Raw genomic sequence first — 18555 nt, forward strand, 5'->3', positions numbered from 1 at the left:
GGGACCATCCGAAGGATGGTGGAGGGGCCGGGGTGGTGCGCCAAAAGCCCCTCCGTCAGCGCTGCGCGCTGCCACCTCCCCATCGCTGCGCGACAGGGAGGATCTTGTTGGTGCGCCGTCCGATCACTGCGCCACGCTCGCGATCGTCATCGGGGCGTTCGGCCACTGGCCGCGGATCGCGGGCGAATACATCGCCTCGACCCGCGTTTGCGGCAGGGTGAAGCGGCCCGAGCCGTTGAGGCGGACGACATATTCGACCGCGTGGGTGCCCGCGGGCATCCAGCCGAAATAGCCGCGCCAGCTGTCCTTGCCGCGTTCGACGTAGCTCGGCTGCGCGCCCGATCCGCCCGCCTGTTCGGCCAGCATTTCGGACTGGCCGCCGAGGTTGCCGACGATCGTCGCGCCGGGCGCGATCGGATCGTTGATGACGACCCACGTCCGGCCCGCGGCCGCGACGACCTCGATCCGCACCTTGATCACGTCGCCGCGCGTCAGCCGGTCCTTGTTCGCCGCCTTGACGATGCTGACCGAACGCTTGATCCGGTAGCCCGCGTTGAGCGGTTCCTTCAATGGCACCGCCGCCTTGACGCTGACGGTCGCCCAGGGCGTGCCGGTGCCGTCATGCTGGAGACTCATCGTCGCGGCGTTGAGCGCGACGCGCAGCGGCGAGACGGGCTCGGCGGGCATCGGCCAGCTTTGCGAGGCGGTGGCGCCCGCGAGGCCGATGTTGGTGACGCCGGTGATTGCGCTTGCCGGATAGAGTTCGGCGAAGCGGCGGACGGTGACCGCGCCCCATGCGTTGGCGGGGGTGGTGTCCCAATGGCCCTTGCGCTGGCGCTGTGCGACGCCGACCATCAGCTTGCCTGCCTCATCCTCCCAGCCCTTGCGGCCGAGCACGGCTTCCAATGCCTTGATCGCCATTTCGTCGCCGCTGGTCATCATCCACCAAGGCGCGCGTGCATCGTCGACGAGGTCGAGGCGCGTGCCTTCGTAGACAAGGCGCTTCCTGAGTTCGGCCTCGGCCGCGGTGCGCAGCGCGGGCGCGTTCCGCACGCCCGGCGTCTTTTCGAGCGCGACGAGCCAGTCGGCGAGCGTGCCGGTCGCCATGTCGACCGGCGCGACGTCGATCGCGGCGGCGAGGCTGGCGCTCGACGCATTGTTGCGTGCGAGCGCGGCGAGCGCCGCGATGCGGACGGGGCGGATATCCCACGGGCCATAGCCCTTGCGCGTCAGCCGCCCTTCGACGACCGCCTGCAAGGCCTTGACCATCTTTGCCTTCGATGCCTCGGGGATCGCGAAGCCGTTCGCCGCGGTCACGTTCATGACATAGGCGGTGAGCTCGATCGAACCGGTGAGATTTTCGTTCGGCCAGTAGCGAAGCAGCCCGTCGTCATCGAGATAGGTCGGCATCGCGCCCGCGAGCGCCTGCCACCGACCGACATCGCCGAGCGCGACCGCGCGCGACGTCTGCTGTTCGAAACAGGTGTAGGGATAGGCGGCCATATAGTCGCGTACGCCGGTGAGCGGCGGCGCGAGCGTGCCCGCTAGCGCGACATCGACATAGCCGCCGGGCAGCGCGCCCGTGGGGATCGCGATCGGCAGCGTCGTCGCGGGGCCGACGCGGAACAGGCTGGCGGCCCAGGTTTCGACCGGCACCGCGGGTTCGACGACCTGTTCGAAGACGAGCCTGTCGCGCGCCTTGCCGCCTTTCGCCACCGCATCGACGGTCCACTCGATCGGGCCGGTTTGTTCGGGGGCGGTCATCGACCAGCTGATCGGTACCGCGCCGCCTGCGGGGATGGTGACGGTGAGCGGCGGTGCGGTCGCGACGGCGGGTGACAGCGTCGGGGTCGCTACGACCTCCATCGGCTGGTCGGTGCCGTTGCGCAGCGTGAAGCGCGCATCATAAGTGTCGCCGGTGCGCACCAGTTCGGGCATGCCGGCAAAGACGCCGAGATCCTGCACGGTGCGGACGCTCGTTTCGCCGGTGCCGAAATATTGCGATCCGTCGGTGGCGATCGCGACGAGGCGGAAGCCCGAGAGATTGTCGCTGAGCGGCACATCGACGATCGCGCGGCCCTTGCTGTCGAGCGGGACATTGCCCTTCCACAGCAGGACGGGACGGAAATCCTCGCGCGTCAGGCCCGAGAGGTCGCCGCCGCCGCCGCCGCCAGGTTCCAATGCCTTGCGGCCATAGTGGCGCTTGCCGACGACCTGCATCTGCGCGGTCGAGGTGAGCACGTCGAGCGTGCGGTCGCCCATCATCGCGGGCAGGATGTCCCAGCTTTCGTTGGGCGAGAGCTGGAGCAAAGCCTCGTCGACCGCGGCGAAGGCGACGTCGGCGTTCTTCGGCGCCTTGCCATCGGGGGTCTTGACCTCGATCGCGACCTTCGCGGTTTCGCGGACCGAATATTTTGCCTTGTCGGCCTTCACCTTGACGCCGAGCTGATGGCCTTCCCAGCCGACCTTGATGCGCGCGATCCCCATGCGGTAGCTCGGCTTGGCAAGGTCGACGAGTGCGGTCGGCGGGGCGCCTTCGCTATTCTCGATCTTGAAGCCGACCGCGCGTTTCATCTTGCGGAACCAGCTTTCCTCGCCGGTGACGCGGCCGCGCACCGCCATCACCGAGACATAGACGTCGGGCGCATAGGTGGCGGGCAGCTTGACCTGCACGACGGGGTTGGTGCCCTTCAGCGGCACGACGAAGCTCGACAATACGCCTTCGCGTTCGACGGTGACGAGCGCGGTCGCTTCGCGGAACGGCATGCGGACCTGGAAGCGGGCGGTGTCGCCCGCAGCGTAGCGCGGCTTTTCGGCGATCACGTCCATGCGGTCGCCATTGTCGCCGCCGAACCACCAGTCATTGTCGCCCGCGAGCCAGACCGAGCGCACCGCGCGCGCTTCATTGCCGTCGGCATCCTGCGCCGTCGCGACGACGGTGACTTCGCCCGAAACGCCGGGCGCCATTGCGCAGCTTGCGCGGCCGAGCTTGTCGGTGGTCGCCGAGCAGGTCGCGTCGAGGCGCGTCGTGCGCATCTGGTTGTCATAGGCGTAGAAGCCGCCGATCAGGCGGCGCCGCGCGGTGATGATCTCGCGGTTGTAGACTGCGACCGATATGCGCTTGCCGGCGATCGGCTTGCCGTCGAGGTCGAGCGCGATGAAATTGAGGCGCAAATCATTGTCGCGCATCAGCCAGCCGTCGGTCTTGAGGCCAAGCCGGACGGCCGACGGATAGAGGGTGATGCGGCGGCTCGACGTCAGCGTTTCGCCATTGGCATCCTCATAATCCATTTCGGCCGCCATCAGCGTCGGTTCGGTGATCGGCTGGTCGACCGTGACGCTCGTCGTTGCGGCGCCATTGGCGTCGAGTTTCAGCGGTACCGAACGCGCGAGCGGCAGTTCGGCCGACGGTTCGTCGCCGCTGTCGTCGAGCTGGACGACGCCTTCCTTCACCGGCTGGCCGTCGAAATCCCAATCCTTGTAATCTTCGGGCGGCGACCAGGATGAGCGGAAATTGGTGCGCAGTTCGACCGGAATATTCGGCGCGGGGCCGCCCGACAGATAACCGACGAAAAGGTTGAGCGGGACGGCGGCGGGACGCACGAGCGCAGTCTTCGGCCCGGTGATCGTCGCCTTCATCGTCGGGAGGCGATATTCGTCGACCTTGACCGACTGGCCCGACCAGATCGTCTTGTCCTCGCCATCCTTGTCCTTGGTGACGAAGACGAGCTCATAATCGCCCATCGGCGCCGAGGCGGGGACATTCCATGTCGTGTCGCCGCTGCCGCTCGCGGCGATCGCGAAGGGCATTTCGAATTCGGTGTCCGAGCCGCGGTGGACGAGGCGGAGCTTGCCCGCGAGCGCTGCGGGGGTGCGGAAGCCGGTGCCGACCGGACGGCGCAGCACATGCTTCATATGGACGGTCTCGCCCGCTTTCACGAGCGAGCGGTCGAAGACGGTGTGGAGGATATCGTCGCGCTCGGACCAGCCATAAGGGAGGTCGAAGTCATAGGGGCGGATGCCATTGCCCCAGTCGGTGAGCGTGAAGCTGAAATCGTCGCCCGAGCGCGCGCTGACCATCAGCGCATGGCCTTCGCTGCTGGCGGGGTCGGCGTCTTCGCGGCAGCTCGAATAGGTTTCGGGCTCGGGCAATCCGCCCGCAAAGGCGAGGCGGCCGGCCTTGTCGGCGGTCCCGCGCGCGAGCAGGCGGCCGGTGCAGCTGTCGGTGACGCGGATTTCGGCGCCCGCGACGGGCAGGCCGCTATTGAGCGATGTCACCCACGCGAGCGAGCCTTCGCGGCCCCATTTGAAATGCACCGCCATATTGGTGACGAGCGCGGCGGTCGCGACATAGCGCGTCGATTTGCGGCCGAGCAGCGCGGCGCCGAGTTCGGGGCTCGCGATCTCGACGACGTGGAAGCCCTTTTCCGACAGCGGTATGCCGACGACCTCGAACTCCTTGCCGCCCGCGGCGGGGGCGAGTTGCAGGTCGCGGCGTTCGCCGCCCGACGGCGCGCCGTCGAACACCGATTTCGTGCCGGTGTAGTTGACCGTGACTTCCTTGCCCGCGGCGTTCTTTTCCTCGCGATAATCGGTGTCGTCGGCGTCGGCGACACGCTTCAGCCAGCGCGCGATCGCGGCATCGTCGTCGCCGACCTTGAGCGTCGCGGCGGGCATTTTGAGGTTCGACTGGACGAGGCTGCTTTCGACCCCGCGCACGGTGACGGGCAGCACGCCGCCCTCGCCGGCTTCGAGGATGCCGAATTCGGCGGCGAATTTGACCAAGGGCGGGGCGCGGTCGATGTGGAATTTCAGCGGGAAATTCGACTCGTTCTGCAGCTTGCGGCCGCTCTGGTCGGTGACGTCGGCGGGGAGGATGAGCGTCGCGTCGACATTCTGCGGCAGCGGGCCGGCAAAGCGGACGGTCGTCAGCCAGGCGTCATTCCTGTCGTCCTCGTCGATCTTCGGCGTCAGTTTCTTGCCGTCGGCGGTGCTCAGCGTCGCCGCGAGAATCGTTTCGCGGGGTACCGGCGAAGCAAAGCTCAGCATCACATCCTTGATCGGGTTGCAGCCCGCCTGCGGATTGATGCGGCTGCACGACATCTTCGCGGTGAAGGCGGGGCGCACGTCATGGTCGAAACGCTGGTCGCGCCCGGCGGTACGGCTCGGCACGCCGGCCTGCGAAATGCGCGCGTCCCAGACGAGCGCCATTTCGCGCCCCGGGGGCAGCGGGCGGCGGCATTTGACCGCGACGACGCGGTCGAGCGCGGCCTCGCGGTCGGCGCCCGCGGCGGGCAGGCGCTGCGGCAGGCCCGCGTCATAGGTGAAGGACTGGCGCGACCAATTATTGTCGCCGAGCCCGGTCAAAATTTCGGTCGCGGTCGTGCGCGGCAGGACGTCGACGGGGATCTTCTCGCCGATGCCGTCGACGGCGCAATAGGCGAAGCGGCCGACCGAGGCGCGGTCGGCGGCAACATTGGTCGCGACGAGGAAAATCTGGTCCTCCTCGATATCGCCGTCCATCCCGCCCGCGAGCACGGCGCGCGCCGAGGGGCCGCCGGTGTCGAGCGCGAAGCGGCTGTTGCCCGCGACCGACACGCCGCGCGCGGTCTTGAGCCCGTCGCGCAGCTCGACATGACAGGCGAGCCCGCCGGGAAGCGGTTTGTCGAACTCGAGCACCCACGTGCGTGTATCGACCCAGCGGGATGACGACGGGAGTTTGCAGTCATTGGTCGCGGGGGCGGGGGCGCGGGGATCGCCGAGCGGCACCATGTCTTCGGAAAAGCGTAGCGTGAAGCGCGTGATCGTGCCGTCGCCGGTGCCCGAACTGCCGGGGGTCGCGAGGGTGACCTGCGGCACCGTGTCTGCGGTGGCGGTCGCTGCCATCGCGAGGGTGAGCGGGACGATCAGCGCCAGTTTTGCCTTGCCGGTCAACCAAATAGCCAGCTGGCGCCATTGCATTTTCATCGCCTGTCTCCCCGGTTCGGCCCGAACCTCTATCCTGCTGGAAACAGGGGGAAGAGTCCACCCGTCGCCGCGCATCGCACACGGTTAGTCGCGCTTCGGGAAAATGCTGTGACCGGGATCACAGACAAATCGGAAAATCAGCGCGCGAGCATCGGGCCGAGCGGCTGTCCCGCAAAGATATGGACGTGGAGGTGGGGGATTTCCTGGTGGCTGTCGAGGCCGACGTTGGCGAGCAGGCGGTATCCGGGCGCGACGAGGCCCTGATCGCGCGCGACCTTGCCGACCGCGCGGACGAAGCCGGCGATTTCGGCGTCGCTGCCGCGTTCGGAGAAATCGTCCCAGCTGACATAGCGGCCCTTGGGGATGACGAGGATGTGGAGCGGCGCCTGCGGGTTGATGTCGTGGAAGGCGAGCGCATACTCGTCCTCATAGACGGTCTTCGACGGCAGTTCGCCGCGCAGGATGCGTGCGAAAATATTGGTCTTGTCATAGGGGAGGGTCGCGTCGATCGGCATGGAGGATTCCTGTCGTTACTGGCGGGCGGCCTTTTCGGCGTGGCCCGAAGTGCCGTGGCGGCGGTCGAGTTCGGCGGCGATCATGTCCCATGTCAGGCCGCGCTCGGCGATGAGGATCGAGAGGTGGAAGATGAGGTCGCTCGCCTCGCCGATCAGTTCGGGATCATCCTCGCTGACCGCGGCGATCACCGCCTCGACGGCTTCCTCGCCGAGTTTTTGCGCGATCTTGCCGCGGCCCTTCGCGGCGAGGCTCGCGACATAGGAGGCCTCGGCCTCGCCCGCAGCGAGCCGGTTATGGATGACCGCTTCGAGCCGTCCCAGCGTTTCGCCCATTGCCTTGCTCATCGCGCCGATCCTTTCGCGCGCCTGCCTAGCCGCGCCGCGCGCGCACGACAAGCGGGCGCCGCGCGGTGCGAAAACTTACCGCCTTGGTAACCATATCGAAACGCCCTTGGCGGTAATTTCCGACGCGCCGGGGGGCGTGATCAACTTTTAAGTCGGAAAAAGGACAATGAAATCAGGCACCCACTCGCAGGCGTTGCTGGCGGCGACGGCTTCGGTCCTCGCGCTCGCGGCGTCGCCCGCCATGGCGCAGGACGAAAGCGAGATTATCGTCACCGGGTCGCGCATCGCGAAAAGCGAGTTCACCAGCGCCGATCCGATCCAGGTCATCGACCCCGAGACGGCGAAATTGCAGGGGCAGGTCCAGCTCGCCGACGTGCTGCAACGGACGCCCGCGGCGCAGGGATCGATCCAGATTACTTCGGCGATTTCGAACCGCTTCGTCGCCAATGGCGGCAATGATGTGCAGAGCGTGTCGCTGCGCGGCCTCGGCGCCGAGCGCACGCTGGTGCTGATCAACGGCCGCCGCGCGGGCCCGGCGGGGATTCGCGGCTCGGTCGCGCCCTTCGACCTCAATGTCCTGCCGCTTTCGGTGGTCCGGAAGGTCGAGATACTCAAGACCGGCGCCTCGTCGATCTATGGATCCGATGCCGTGGCGGGGGTGGTCAACATATTGACCCGCGACGACCTCGACGGCTTCGAAGGCGGCGGCTTCTCGTCGGTCACCGAGCATGGCGGCGGCGAAAGCTATGGGGTCGATGCGAGTTTCGGCAAAAAGTTCGACCGCGGGCATATCTTTGCGACGGTCGATTATTTCCGCCAGCAGAATCTCACCCGCCGCGACCGCGGCTTCCTTTTCTGCTCCGAAGAATATCTGAAGCGCGAGGCCGACGGCAGCCCCGCCGATATCGTCGATTTCCGCACCGGGCGCCCGGCGTGCAGCAGCACGCAGGCGAACATGATCGTGTTCGGCGATTTTTCGGGGGTCGACGAAAACGGCTTTCCGACCTTTGGCCCCGGGCTGATCGCGCCGAACGGGCAGGCGATCTTCGCCGGCCAATATGGCAATGAATTTGCGGGCGTCGGCATTCCGATCAATGCGTATAACCCGATCGGCGTGGCCGGGCCGGCCAATTTCTACGGGGTCAATTTCGATGGCCCGTCGACCGGCGCGCTCAACCAGTTCGAGCCGGTTGAACAGGATATGGACGTCTTTTCGGACGTGCGCCGCGTGAGTGCCTTTATCGAGGGCGCCTATGAGGTGGCGGGCGGCATCACCGCCTATGGCGAATTCCTGTTCAGCAACCGCAAGTCGCATAACAATGGCGTCCAGCGCATCGAGCTCCAGCAGTTCACCGGCGCGTCGATGCTGCCCTTTTTCCTGTGCGATCCGACCGCCTATAATTGCGACCCCAACGACGTGGGCGATCCGCTCAACGGCGAGTTTGCGGGCAATCTGATCCTGCGCCCGCGCGTGCTGGTGAAAAGCGAAAGCGCGGCCGACGTCGATTATTATCGCGGCGTGCTCGGGCTACGCGGTGAATTTGGCGGCGGGTGGAAATGGGACGTCCATGGCCAGCACAGCCGGTCCGATGCCAGCTATACGCAGGATGTCATCTATCAGGATGCGATCGCGTCGCAGACGCTGCGCACGCGTTCGTGCGCGGGAACGCGGACGGCGATCCGCGATGTCCAGTGCATCGACATCGACTTTACCGATCCGCGCGTGCTGCGCGGCGATTTCACGCCGGAAGAGCGCGCCTTCCTGATGGGCCGCGAGACGGGGCGGACGCTGTTCAAGCAGACGTCGGCCGAGGCGCTGGTGACGGGCAAATTATTCACCCTGCCCGCGGGGCCGGTCGGCGCGGCGTTCGGGGCGAATATCCGCCGCGACGAGATTGACGACACGCCGGGCGAAGCGACGCTGGCGGGCAATGTCGCCAATTTCACGACCTCGGGCATCACCGCCGGGCGCACCGTATCGAAGGAGCTGTTCGGCGAGATCGAACTGCCCTTGCTCGAAGGCGTGCCGATGATCGAGCGGCTGACGCTGTCGGGCGCGGCGCGCTACACGCATGTCGAGGCGACGTCGCGCACCGGCGCACGGGACAATTTCAGCGACACGACGTGGAAGGTCGGCGCCGACTGGGCGGTCAACGACTGGCTGCGCTTTCGCGGTACCTGGGGCACCTCGTTCCGCGCGCCCGCGCTGTTCGAACTCTTCCTGCAGGACCAGACGGGCTTCCTCGGCCAGCAGGACATCGATCCGTGCATCCAGACCGCGGCGCGGCTCGCGGCGGGGGCGATCAGCCAGCGCATATTCGCCAATTGCGCCGCCGACGGCATCGGCCCCAATTATGCGGGGGGCGTCGGCCCCGCGACGATCACCTCGGGTGGCGGGCTTGGCCGGCTGAAGCCCGAAACCTCGACCGCGAAAACGGTGTCGGTGATCCTGACCCCCGATCTGTCGGGGGCGCTGTGGGGCGGGCTCAAGACGCGCCTCGCCGTCGATTATTTCGACATCAAGGTGAAGGACGAGATCACGCTGCTCGGTGCGACCAACATTCTGACCAGCTGCTATGATTCGGACAATTTCGGGGCCGATGCCTTTTGCGGCCTGTTCACGCGCACGGCCGCGGGCCCCGACGCGCAGAGCGTCGCGACGGTGACCGACCGTTATGTCAACGTCAGCCGCCAGCGGAACCGCGGCGTCGATCTGTCGCTGGCGGTCGACCAGGACCTTGGCAAGCTCGGCGCGCTCACCTTGCGCGCGCAGATGACCTGGCAGATCGAAGACAAGGTCGAGCTGTTCCCCGGCACGACGATCGACGACAATGGCAAGATCGGCAATCCGAAGTGGGTCGGCGATTTCAACCTCGGCTGGATGAAGGACGGCTGGACGCTCTTTTACGGGCTCGATGTCACCGGCGCGGCGTCAAACATGAAGGATCTGCTGCGCGCGCAGGGCGGCGATGCCTGTCGCACGTCGAGCTTCCGTCCGGGCGGGCGGTTCTGCCCCGACGTCAGCGTGCCCGCGACCTTCTATCACTCGCTGTCGCTGAGCCGCGATGTCGCCGACCGCTTCCGCATCACCTTGGGGGTCGCCAACCTGTTCGACACCGCGCCGCCGCGCGTGTCGACCGTGGTCAATGCGACGCCGCCGGTGATCGGGCAGGCGCCGGCGTTCGGGACGCAATATGACTATCTGGGCCGACGCTTCTTCCTAGGGGTACGCGGGAAGATTTAGGGTTGCCGGTTTGGCGGTGGGGAGCGGGGGTTCGTGCGATTCCCTTCGTCATCCCGGGCTGACCCGGGATCCCGCTTCTTATGACACGAGCGCAGGTTTCGACATCAAGCGGGACCCCGGATCAAGTCCGGAGTGACGATATCGGGAATGTCCGAAACCGGCCTTCAGCCGGTACGGCGCGCGAGGTAGACGCCGGCGATCATCAGCGAGATTCCGGCGACGCGTTTAAGGTCGATCGCCGAGCGCAGCGCGCCGAACAGGCCGAAATGGTCTATCGTCGCCGCGCTCACCAACTGGCCGACGAGCACGAAGAAGATCGCATTGCCGACGCCGAATTTGGGCGCGATGAAGGTCACCGCGATCACGTAGAAAGCGACGAACAGCCCGCCGAAATAGAAATGCGCGGGAATGTCCGAGGTGAAGCGGATCTGGCCGGCCGATCCCGTCAGCAGCGCACCCGTCGTCGCGATCAGGAAGGCGAGGCCGAAGAGGATCATCGAGGCCGCCATCGGGCTGCCGAGCCGCGCCCCGAGCCCGCCGTTCAGCGCGGCGAGGATCGGGATGCCGACCCCGGTCAGGAACATGATCGTCGCGAAAGTCGGGGCGTTGCTGGCGGTCATCGGTCGGGCTCCTTGGCGGCTTGCACCGCACGATAGTCGAGGACGGGCAGCCCGCCGATCCCCCAATTTTCGAAATCGACCTCGTCGATATTGACCACGGTGGTCGCCGGGTTCTTGTTCAGGACGCGCTGGAGCAATTCGGTGACGCCGGCGATCAGCTCGGCCTTCTGGGCGGGCGTCGCGCCCTCGCGGGTAATGCGGATATTGACGTAGGGCATGGCGGGCTCCTCAGGCGAAGGGGGTGGCGAATTCGATCCGGATACCACCGGGCATCGCGCAGATGAAATGATGCGTCGTCGCGCCCTCGCGGATCGGTTCGGGGTCGAACTCGATCACCGCGCCGGGATGCCCCTGCACGCGGGCGAAGACGGTGCGCAGCGCATCGAGGTCGGCGACGCGCAGCGCGAGGTGATGGAGGCCGATATTCGCGCGGCGGTCGAAAGGCGTTGCGCTCGACGGATCGGCGACCTGCCAGAGCGTGAGCAGGGTTGTGCCGTCGGAGACGAAGATCGCGGGATAGTCGGGGCGTTCGGCGGCGACGGCGAAGCCCAGCGCTTCGACGAAGAAATCGCGCGCCTCGACGATATCGCGTACGGCGAGGCCGATATGGTGGGCGCCCTGGGTCAGCGATTCTTTCATGGGTCTTCCTTCTCTGCTCGCAGCGCCGCAATCTCGGCGCGCAACTGGTTTATCTCGTCCGCCATCGGCCGGATCGCGGCGGAAATCTGGGCTTCGGTGAAGCGCGGCGTGATATGCTGCGAGCAATTCCACTCCCAGCCGATGACATCGATGAGGAAGGCGCGCTCGGGCGCCGCGTGATAGCCTTCGGGCATCAGCGAGGTGACGAGCGCGGGATCGTCGGCGAGCTCGACACTCTGCGCATGGCCGACAAGCTTCAGCCGCTCGCGGTTCGGATAATCCATCAGGAACAACGAGACACGATCATTGCCCTTGAGGTTCGCGGTGCTGATATATTGCTTGTTGCCGCGAAAGTCGGCGAAACCGATGCGGTTGCCGGCGATGTGACGGAGGAAGCCGGCGGGGCCACCGCGATGCTGCATATAGGGCCAGCCTTCGGCGTTGACGCTCGCCATGTAGAAGCTGTCGCGCTCCTCGATGAAGGCGATCTCGCGCGCGGTCAGCGTGTCGGGGGTCCCGTCGGCGCCCAGATCCATTTTCGCGTAGGATGCGCGTGAGCCATGACGTTCCTGCTCGGCCTTCACCGCATCGTCGAACAGGGTTTGCCGGTAATTCTGCGCCATCGGGACGTCCTTTCGAACGTGGATTTAGGTCGTTGCGCAGGATGCGATAATCATGGAATATCGAAGGAGTTAATTCCGGTAAGTGGAATAATTATGGACCGCCTGCTCACGCTTGAGATGTTCGTCGCGGTCGCGAACGAAGGCGGCTTTGCCGCGGCGGCGCGCAAGCTCGGCAGCTCGCCGCCCGCGGTAACGCGCGGCATCGCGGCGCTCGAGGCGCGGCTGGGGACGGTGCTGTTCCACCGATCGACGCGCGCGGTGGCGCTGACCGATGCAGGCGCGGCGTTCCTCGAACAGGCGCGGCGTATCCTTGCCGACCTTGCGGGCGCCGAGCGCGAGCTGCGCGGCGCCGAGGCCGAACCGCGCGGGCAATTGCACCTGACTGCACCGGTGATGTTCGGACGGCTGCATGTGCTGCCCGTCGTCGGCGAGCTGATGGCGCAGCACCGCGAGCTCGCGGTACGGATGATGCTGATCGACCGCAATGTGCGCATCGTCGAGGAGGGGATCGACGTCGCGGTGCGGATCGGTCCGCTCGCAGATTCGAGCCTGAAAGCGGTGCGGATCGGCCGGGTGCGCCAAATGCTGATCGCGAGCCCCGCCTACCTCGCGCGGCGCGGCGCGCCGGCGCGCGTGACCGACCTGGCGGGGCACGACCTGATCGCCGCGATGGGGCCGCGCGCGGCGGGCGAATGGCAGTTCGCGAGCGGCCGCTGGCGCATCGAGCCGCGTGCCCGGCTGGTGCTCAACACCGTCGACGGCATATTGGCGGCGGCCGAAGCGGGGCTCGGGATGGCCAATCTGCTCAGTTACCAGGCGAGCGCGGCGGTCGATACGGGGCGGCTGATTTCGCTGCTGGCGGACGAGCAGCCGCCCGCGCTGCCGGTGCACCTGCTGTTCGAACCGTCGCGCGCGGCTTTGCCCGCGGTGCGCTTGCTCGTCGCGGCGATGAGGGCGCGTATGCGGATGGCAGGGCTGGTTTGAGCGATTTGCGAAGGGCTAGCCGCCGCTGCGCGCGATGAGGTCGATCAGGTCGGCCTTCCAGTGGACCGCCCATGTGTGCGTGCCATGGCCGCGCGTCTCGTCGCTTTCGGCGATCAGGCGGAAGCGCGCGTTGGGCATGCGTTTCACCGCCTCGGCGGGATAGGGCAGGTTCCGCGGGTTGATGAAATCGTCGGCCGAGTTGATCCACGTCATCGGCGCGGTGATCTTTTCGAGCTCCGGCCAGGGATTGTAGGTCCGCGACGATTCGAACTGATAGATCATGTCGTTGGCGTCGCGGCTGGCGACGTCGCGCTCGACGCGTTCGCGGGCATAGGCCGCGGCGGCATCGCGCGTCGGGTAATTTTTCTGGAGGTTGAGCGGCGCGCCGCCCGCGATCACCGACAGCGACGCCGCGGTGCGCAGCCCCAGCAGCGGCTGGCTCTTATACTCGCCGCCCATCCATGCGGGGTCGGCCTTGATCCCGTCGATCAGGAGCTGGCGCCACATGCGGTTCTGGCCCGCGATCTCGACCGGCTGGCACGCCATCGGCATCAGCGCCCTCGCGAAGTCGGGGTAGGTCTCGCCCCAGATGAAGCCGTGCATGCAGCCCATCGAGGTGCCCATGATCAGGCGCAGCTTTTTGATGCCGAGTCCCTCGGTCAGCATCCGGTGCTGCAGGTCGACCATGTCGGCATAATCATATTGCGGGAATTTCATGCGGAGGCCGTCGGACGGTTTCGACGAGGCGCCATGGCCGACATTGTCGGGCAGGATGATATAATAGCGATCGATGTCGAGCGGCTGGCCGGGGCCATAAAGCTCGTCGGCGAATTGCGGCTGGAGGAACTGCTTGCCGCTGCCCCCGGTGCCGTGGAGGACCATCACCGCATTGTCGATCTCGCCCTTCGCATTGCGGTGCGGGGTGCCGAGCGTCGTATAGTGCATTCGGACCGTCGGCATCGTCTCGCCCGACCGGAAACGGAAATCGCGGATCGCGACGTCGCCCTCCTTCGTCGCCCATTTGACCGGCGCGGCAACGGGTGCCGGGGCTGGCGGCGTGGCGGGGGGCGCCGGCTGCATGGCGAGCAAGGCGAGGCTCAGGAACGTCATATCTCTCTCCCTTCGGGACGGCGTTCGTCCCTCACTGCGCGCGGGTTGATATATTCGAGCCGCGTCAGGCCGGCGGCCGCGAGCATCGATTTCACCGGTGCCATCGTCATTCTTCCGATATCCTGTCGCACCGTTCCATTTCGGGGGTGGGGAAAGGTGGCGAAGATCGCTCACGGCGGGAGCCGTGCCCCGGCCTCTGCCGCGCGCTTAAAGCCACAAAAGCCCCGCATCGACGCATCGAACATGGGGCTTTTGTGGCTTTAAGCGACCGCCGCAACAGCTGTGCCGCGGGCGCGGGACAGCGCATGCGGGGAAGCGAAAGAGAGACGGAGGGCGCCATGGCGAGGAGGCTAAAGCACGCCGATATTGTAGGACAGCGGTTTTTCAGAGGGGCGTGAGTTTGGGGGTAAGTAAAATGTCTCCGTAATTCCCGTCTCGTATTCCCCCGCAGCCCCACCTTCCTTTGAAGTGCTTTCAATGACTCAGGCACATTGGCTGACGAGAAGCGAGAATCGCCCGATGAAATCATGGGCGTCTTCCCGGGAAGGGTTCGGCTCGCTCATCTCGATCTTCCTTGAAGGTGCGGTGCCGGTCGCATCACCTGTCCAGCTCACCCGCGCGCATCATCAGGTGAACAGCCTGAGCGGTGCTGGCGGCGCCGAGCCGGTTGCGGATGCGGCGCAGGTGGTTTTCGATCGTGCGTTCCGACAGGCCGAGCAGCAGCGCGACATCAGCTTGCCGGCGGCCCGATGCGATCCAGCGGATCACCTCGCGTTCCCGCCTGGAAAGCCGCGGCGCGCCCTTTGCCGTGATCGGCCCCACGAGCCGTTCGGCCGCGCGGAACGCCACTGTGCCAACCAGCGTCAAGGCCAAGCGCGCATCGACCGAACTGTCGATCGACCGGCCGCCGAAGCTGACTGCACCGGTCAGCCCGGCATGGCCGAACACCGGCACTTGCAAGCCGTGCAGGCCGCGGCCGTGCGGATGGGCCACCACACGGTAGGTCTCATGCTCCGCGCCGCCGATCTTCGTCCAGAAGAACGGCTGATCCGTTTCCAGCACGTGCCGGTTCACCGGGCAGCGCGCCAGATAGGTTTCCGGAGTGACCTCCCGGCCGCTTTCAAACCAGTCGCCTTCGATCCACAGGATGCGATCGACCGCCCCATCGCCGGGTGGCGGGGCGGTATAGACAACGAAGCGGTCGAAGCCGAACGGGGCCGCAAAGGCCCGCACCGTGTCGTGGAGCAAATCCTCGTCCGTGCAAGCCTCGATAGCTGCGACGGTCGCTGCCGCGCCAGTCAGCGCCGCCCCGCCCATCGTCAGGCGGTCGCCATCTCGGCAAGCAGTGTCTCGGCCGCCAGCTTGCCGAGATTGTTCGCGGCGAAGGGGCTGGAGCCGGTCAGCAGCTTGCGATCCTGATGCGTGGACGTGTCGACCTCGGTGTTGAGGATGGTGACGCCCAGCGCCTTCAGCTTCTCGCCGAAATGCCAGGTGAGATGTCCGGGCATGTAGCCGACATCGGGTGTCTGGCGATCGGCCGAGTCCGGAAACGCGGTGATGCTGTAGCCTGCCAGCGGGAACGGCTCGCCATCGACCTTGGGGGTGCAGGCGAGCAGAGCGGCGGGACCGTGGCAGATCGAGATGATATGCCGGTCGTTGTCCAGTGCCCAACGGATCACTGCGCCCACCTCGTCGCTGAACGGCAGGCCCGCGAGCGGCCCGTGACCGCCGGGGATGAACACCGCCGCATAGTCGCTGTCCGGCCCCAGACCGGCGACTATGTCGGCGAGCTTCAGCGGCTTCTGGAAACCCTCCAGATACGCTTCGTGCAAGCCGGTAATGGCCTCGTCCTCCTTTGGCATCGCCCAGAACTCGAACTTGACGGGATTTCCCGACACCGTGGCGATGTCGAACTCGAACCCCGCCTTGTGCAGGTGATACATTGGCACCAGTGTCTCGACCGGATGGTTGCCGGTCGAGAACAGCGTCCCGTTCTCCATCATCAAATAGCGTTCGTCGGTGCCGATCACGAGAATGCGGCGCGTGCCCGTGTAGGGCTGCGCATAATCGGCGCCGTCGAGATCGCTTTTCGCGCTGGTGAACTGGCTCAGCGAGAATTTCGATGGGAAGAAGGCGTTGAACTCCGCCTCGTCGGGTTGCGGTTCTTTGCTCAGTGGCAGGATGCTCATTTTCGGTTCTCCTCAGCTACCCGATCATAGCTCCTCATTCGCATCGATGAATGCGGGATTTCCCCCAATCTTCAGCGTCGTTGATGTTCTTGTATGCCCGAGGGATCGAGGGTTGTTCGAAGAGGCGCCCATTCGCAAAACACCATCCCTATCGGGATTACGGTGACAGGATTACGGTGACGACAGGATTATGATTACGGATTACGGATTACGGTGACAGTGCACTTGGATTACGGTGAGGATTACGGTGACAGTGCACTTAATTCTCTTTTCTTCGGCCCCCGTTTTGCTGGCCTAGGATCTCGGCCCAGAATTGCCTCGACCCGTTCGAGAAAAGCACTCGATCCCACCGGACGGCCTGTGGTCTCCGAACGCCGCAAGGCGGCGGAGAGGTCGGCGTCTTCCCCAATTTGTAACAGCGCGGCAAAGTCCGGCACCCGCTGCAGCACTGGCGCGATATCGGTCAGACCGTCGCCGCGCTCCGGATCGAGCAATGCGCGGGTACTCGACCAGGGCCAGTCTTCGGCCCGCCCAGAGAGGCGCGCCCGAACGGGATTCAAGGCGACGTAACGCAAGGCCGCCAGCAGGTGCGGCTCGTCCATCGCGACGCAGCCGAACCGGCCTTGCCAGAAATGGCCCGTCCGCTGTTCCCGCGCATGGATGCGCCCGGCATAGGCGCGGTGCACCTTCGACAACGCCCCGCGCAGGGCGTCGATGTGGTCTGGCACCAGGATGAGATGAACATGGTTGGGCATGAGCACCCAGCTCCACACCGCCACGCCATGGGCGGCGCAATGAAAGGCAAGCAGATCGCGATAGGCCGCGTAGTCGCCATCGGAGAAGAAAGTCTGCTGCCGCCCATTGCCGCGCTGCGTCACGTGGTGCGGAATGCCAGGCAGAACGTAGCGGGCAAGACGGGCCATTCGATATGGGTGGCCGATACCGCCACAGATGTCAATTTAGTGCACTGTCACCGTAATTCCACCGTAATTCGTAATTCCGATTACATTGCTATTGAATATGAACTACGGGGGAAAATCCGAATGCTATCAGCCTCATTGTTATAACAATAATCCAATCGAAATCTGGAGAAGATATATAGTAATATTGAGGATAGGAAAGCAAATCAGGCAACAAATTTGAAATTTTATTAACGTTGCACTTAATTACCCCCTCAGTGCACGCGTCTCCAGAGCAGACAGATTCGCCAGCTATCAATCCATCATCCAATATTTCATTTATAAATGATATGCATAACTTTTCATCGATGTAATCTGAATCGCATATCCTAAGGTTTTTCAACAAATCATAATTTATCTGCGTTCCATAAAATGGGAAATTAATCCTCAATCTTTCAAAAAAAGTATCGTAATAGCAAAATTCTATGCCGTCAATATTATTGCTAATAATATTAGAAATAAATACTGTATCACTCATCGTTGAATCTCTTCAATATATTGTCAACTGCTTTTTTCGTGCCTTGAAACTCGATATGGGATCTAGATTCCGGCCCTTTCTGATACCGAAAATCCCACACATTGATGTGCGGTCCGGGATTACGGTGACAGTGCACTTAATTCTCTTTTCTTCGGCCCCCGTTTTGCTGGGATTACGGTGACAGCTTACCTAACCCCAAAATGCCCTTTTTGCCTTTGGTCCCCGTTTTCCGGGCTTCAGGACCAATCCGGTCCGGGCTTCCATATCGTCCAGCCATTGAGGTGAACCAATGGGCCGACCGATGCTTTCGGCTTTGCGCACGGCGGCATAGGTAAAGGCTTCGTCGAACGCCTCGTCAAGGAAGGCGGTAAAGTCGCCCACGCGGTCGGGCGCCGACGAACGGTACAACGTCGTCCTTTGCCGCGCTACACAGGGCGTGGGTGCTCGACCCCGTGCGTCAATCCACCGCCAAGATACCTGGCTCTGCGACCGATCAATCAGGGGTTAGGTAAACTGTCACCGAAATCGCCGAACTCGCGCGGCGGTCGCCCCCTGAAGCGGGGCAAACATGCGTGGAAATTCTGGTGACCCCTACGGGAATCGAACCCGTGTTTCAGCCGTGAGAGGGCCGCGTCCTGACCGCTAGACGAAGGGGCCTTCGGGTCGGAAATTTGCGGAAAGGGGAGCCGACCGCTCCCGTGACCGATGGTGACCCCTACGGGACTCGAACCCGTGTTTTCGCCGTGAAAGGGCGACGTCCTAGACCGCTAGACGAAGGGGCCGTCTGATCGGTGAGCGGGCGCCTTAGACGGGCGTTCCGGTGCGGTCAAGCGCAGTGGCGCGCTCGCACGCAAAAATGTTGCGTTGCGCCATGGCGGCCGG

Annotated in this window: 15 protein-coding genes and 2 tRNA genes; 2 read left to right on the forward strand and 15 right to left on the reverse strand. The window is 64.9% G+C overall.

Features of this window, described 5'->3' with window-relative positions:
- Nucleotides 1–123: 123 nt before the first annotated feature.
- The 3 genes from VGU00_RS19265 to VGU00_RS19275 form a co-directional block, all read right to left on the reverse strand.
- Complete coding sequence (locus tag VGU00_RS19265) at nt 124–5961, reverse strand: alpha-2-macroglobulin family protein (RefSeq protein ID WP_414713592.1); 5838 nt, start codon at nt 5959–5961, stop codon at nt 124–126.
- 143 nt (nt 5962–6104) lie between these two features.
- Nucleotides 6105–6482 carry a histidine triad nucleotide-binding protein gene (locus VGU00_RS19270; RefSeq protein ID WP_327471440.1) on the reverse strand — a complete coding sequence of 126 codons (378 nt, stop codon included), beginning with the start codon at nt 6480–6482 and terminating at the stop codon, nt 6105–6107.
- Nucleotides 6483–6497: 15 nt separating this feature from the next.
- Nucleotides 6498–6827 carry a phosphoribosyl-ATP diphosphatase gene (locus tag VGU00_RS19275; RefSeq protein ID WP_327471442.1) on the reverse strand — a complete coding sequence of 110 codons (330 nt, stop codon included), beginning with the start codon at nt 6825–6827 and terminating at the stop codon, nt 6498–6500.
- Nucleotides 6828–6993: 166 nt separating this feature from the next.
- Between VGU00_RS19275 and VGU00_RS19280 the strand changes: the two genes are divergently transcribed.
- Nucleotides 6994–10071 (forward strand): TonB-dependent receptor domain-containing protein, encoded by a 3078-nt coding sequence (locus VGU00_RS19280; RefSeq protein WP_327471444.1) that lies wholly within the window; start codon nt 6994–6996, stop codon nt 10069–10071.
- Nucleotides 10072–10235: 164 nt separating this feature from the next.
- On the opposite strand, the gene VGU00_RS19285 is transcribed toward VGU00_RS19280, so the two are convergent.
- The 4 genes from VGU00_RS19285 to VGU00_RS19300 are packed head-to-tail and all read right to left on the reverse strand — an operon-like array spanning nt 10236 to nt 11953.
- The gene (locus VGU00_RS19285; protein ID WP_327471445.1) at nt 10236–10691 is read right to left on the reverse strand and encodes a DMT family transporter; all 456 of its coding nucleotides are present in this window, start codon (nt 10689–10691) and stop codon (nt 10236–10238) included.
- A complete protein-coding gene (locus VGU00_RS19290) occupies nt 10688–10909 on the reverse strand; it encodes a 4-oxalocrotonate tautomerase family protein (RefSeq protein ID WP_327471447.1) in 222 nt (73 codons plus the stop codon). The genes VGU00_RS19285 and VGU00_RS19290 overlap by 4 nt, the downstream gene beginning before the upstream one ends.
- A 10-nt stretch (nt 10910–10919) precedes the next feature.
- Nucleotides 10920–11330, reverse strand: a complete 411-nt coding sequence (locus tag VGU00_RS19295) for a VOC family protein (RefSeq protein ID WP_327471449.1) — start codon at nt 11328–11330, stop codon at nt 10920–10922.
- Nucleotides 11327–11953 carry a pyridoxamine 5'-phosphate oxidase family protein gene (locus tag VGU00_RS19300; RefSeq protein WP_327471451.1) on the reverse strand — a complete coding sequence of 209 codons (627 nt, stop codon included), beginning with the start codon at nt 11951–11953 and terminating at the stop codon, nt 11327–11329. Before VGU00_RS19300 ends, VGU00_RS19295 begins: the two co-directional genes overlap by 4 nt.
- Nucleotides 11954–12046: 93 nt before the next feature.
- On the opposite strand from VGU00_RS19300, the gene VGU00_RS19305 reads away from it, so the two are divergent.
- Nucleotides 12047–12937, forward strand: a complete 891-nt coding sequence (locus tag VGU00_RS19305; protein WP_327471453.1) for a LysR family transcriptional regulator — start codon at nt 12047–12049, stop codon at nt 12935–12937.
- A 15-nt stretch (nt 12938–12952) separates the two neighbouring features.
- Here the strand turns inward: VGU00_RS19305 and VGU00_RS19310 are convergent, their stop codons facing one another.
- The 8 genes from VGU00_RS19310 to VGU00_RS19345 form a co-directional block, all read right to left on the reverse strand.
- On the reverse strand, nt 12953–14047 hold the full coding sequence (locus VGU00_RS19310; protein ID WP_327471455.1) for an alpha/beta fold hydrolase: 1095 nt from the start codon (nt 14045–14047) through the stop codon (nt 12953–12955).
- 597 nt (nt 14048–14644) lie between these two features.
- Nucleotides 14645–15364 carry a PA1136 family autoinducer-binding transcriptional regulator gene (locus tag VGU00_RS19315; RefSeq protein WP_327471457.1) on the reverse strand — a complete coding sequence of 240 codons (720 nt, stop codon included), beginning with the start codon at nt 15362–15364 and terminating at the stop codon, nt 14645–14647.
- Nucleotides 15365–15366: 2 nt separating this feature from the next.
- The gene (hchA, locus tag VGU00_RS19320; RefSeq protein ID WP_327471459.1) at nt 15367–16236 is read right to left on the reverse strand and encodes a glyoxalase III HchA; all 870 of its coding nucleotides are present in this window, start codon (nt 16234–16236) and stop codon (nt 15367–15369) included.
- 242 nt (nt 16237–16478) lie between these two features.
- Complete coding sequence (locus VGU00_RS19325) at nt 16479–17159, reverse strand: transposase (protein ID WP_327471461.1); 681 nt, start codon at nt 17157–17159, stop codon at nt 16479–16481.
- A gap of 88 nt (nt 17160–17247) precedes the next feature.
- On the reverse strand, nt 17248–17673 hold the full coding sequence (locus VGU00_RS19330) for a hypothetical protein (protein ID WP_327471463.1): 426 nt from the start codon (nt 17671–17673) through the stop codon (nt 17248–17250).
- Nucleotides 17674–17862: 189 nt separating this feature from the next.
- Entirely contained in the window at nt 17863–18081 is a 219-nt protein-coding gene (locus VGU00_RS19335) for a hypothetical protein (RefSeq protein ID WP_327471465.1), read from the reverse strand.
- Between the two features lie 174 nt (nt 18082–18255).
- Nucleotides 18256–18330: transfer RNA gene (locus VGU00_RS19340), tRNA-Glu, on the reverse strand.
- Between the two features lie 49 nt (nt 18331–18379).
- Nucleotides 18380–18455, reverse strand: a tRNA-Glu gene (locus VGU00_RS19345).
- Nucleotides 18456–18555 lie beyond the last annotated feature (100 nt).

This window comes from Sphingopyxis sp. (assembly GCF_035944815.1).
Taxonomy (GTDB): domain Bacteria; phylum Pseudomonadota; class Alphaproteobacteria; order Sphingomonadales; family Sphingomonadaceae; genus Sphingopyxis.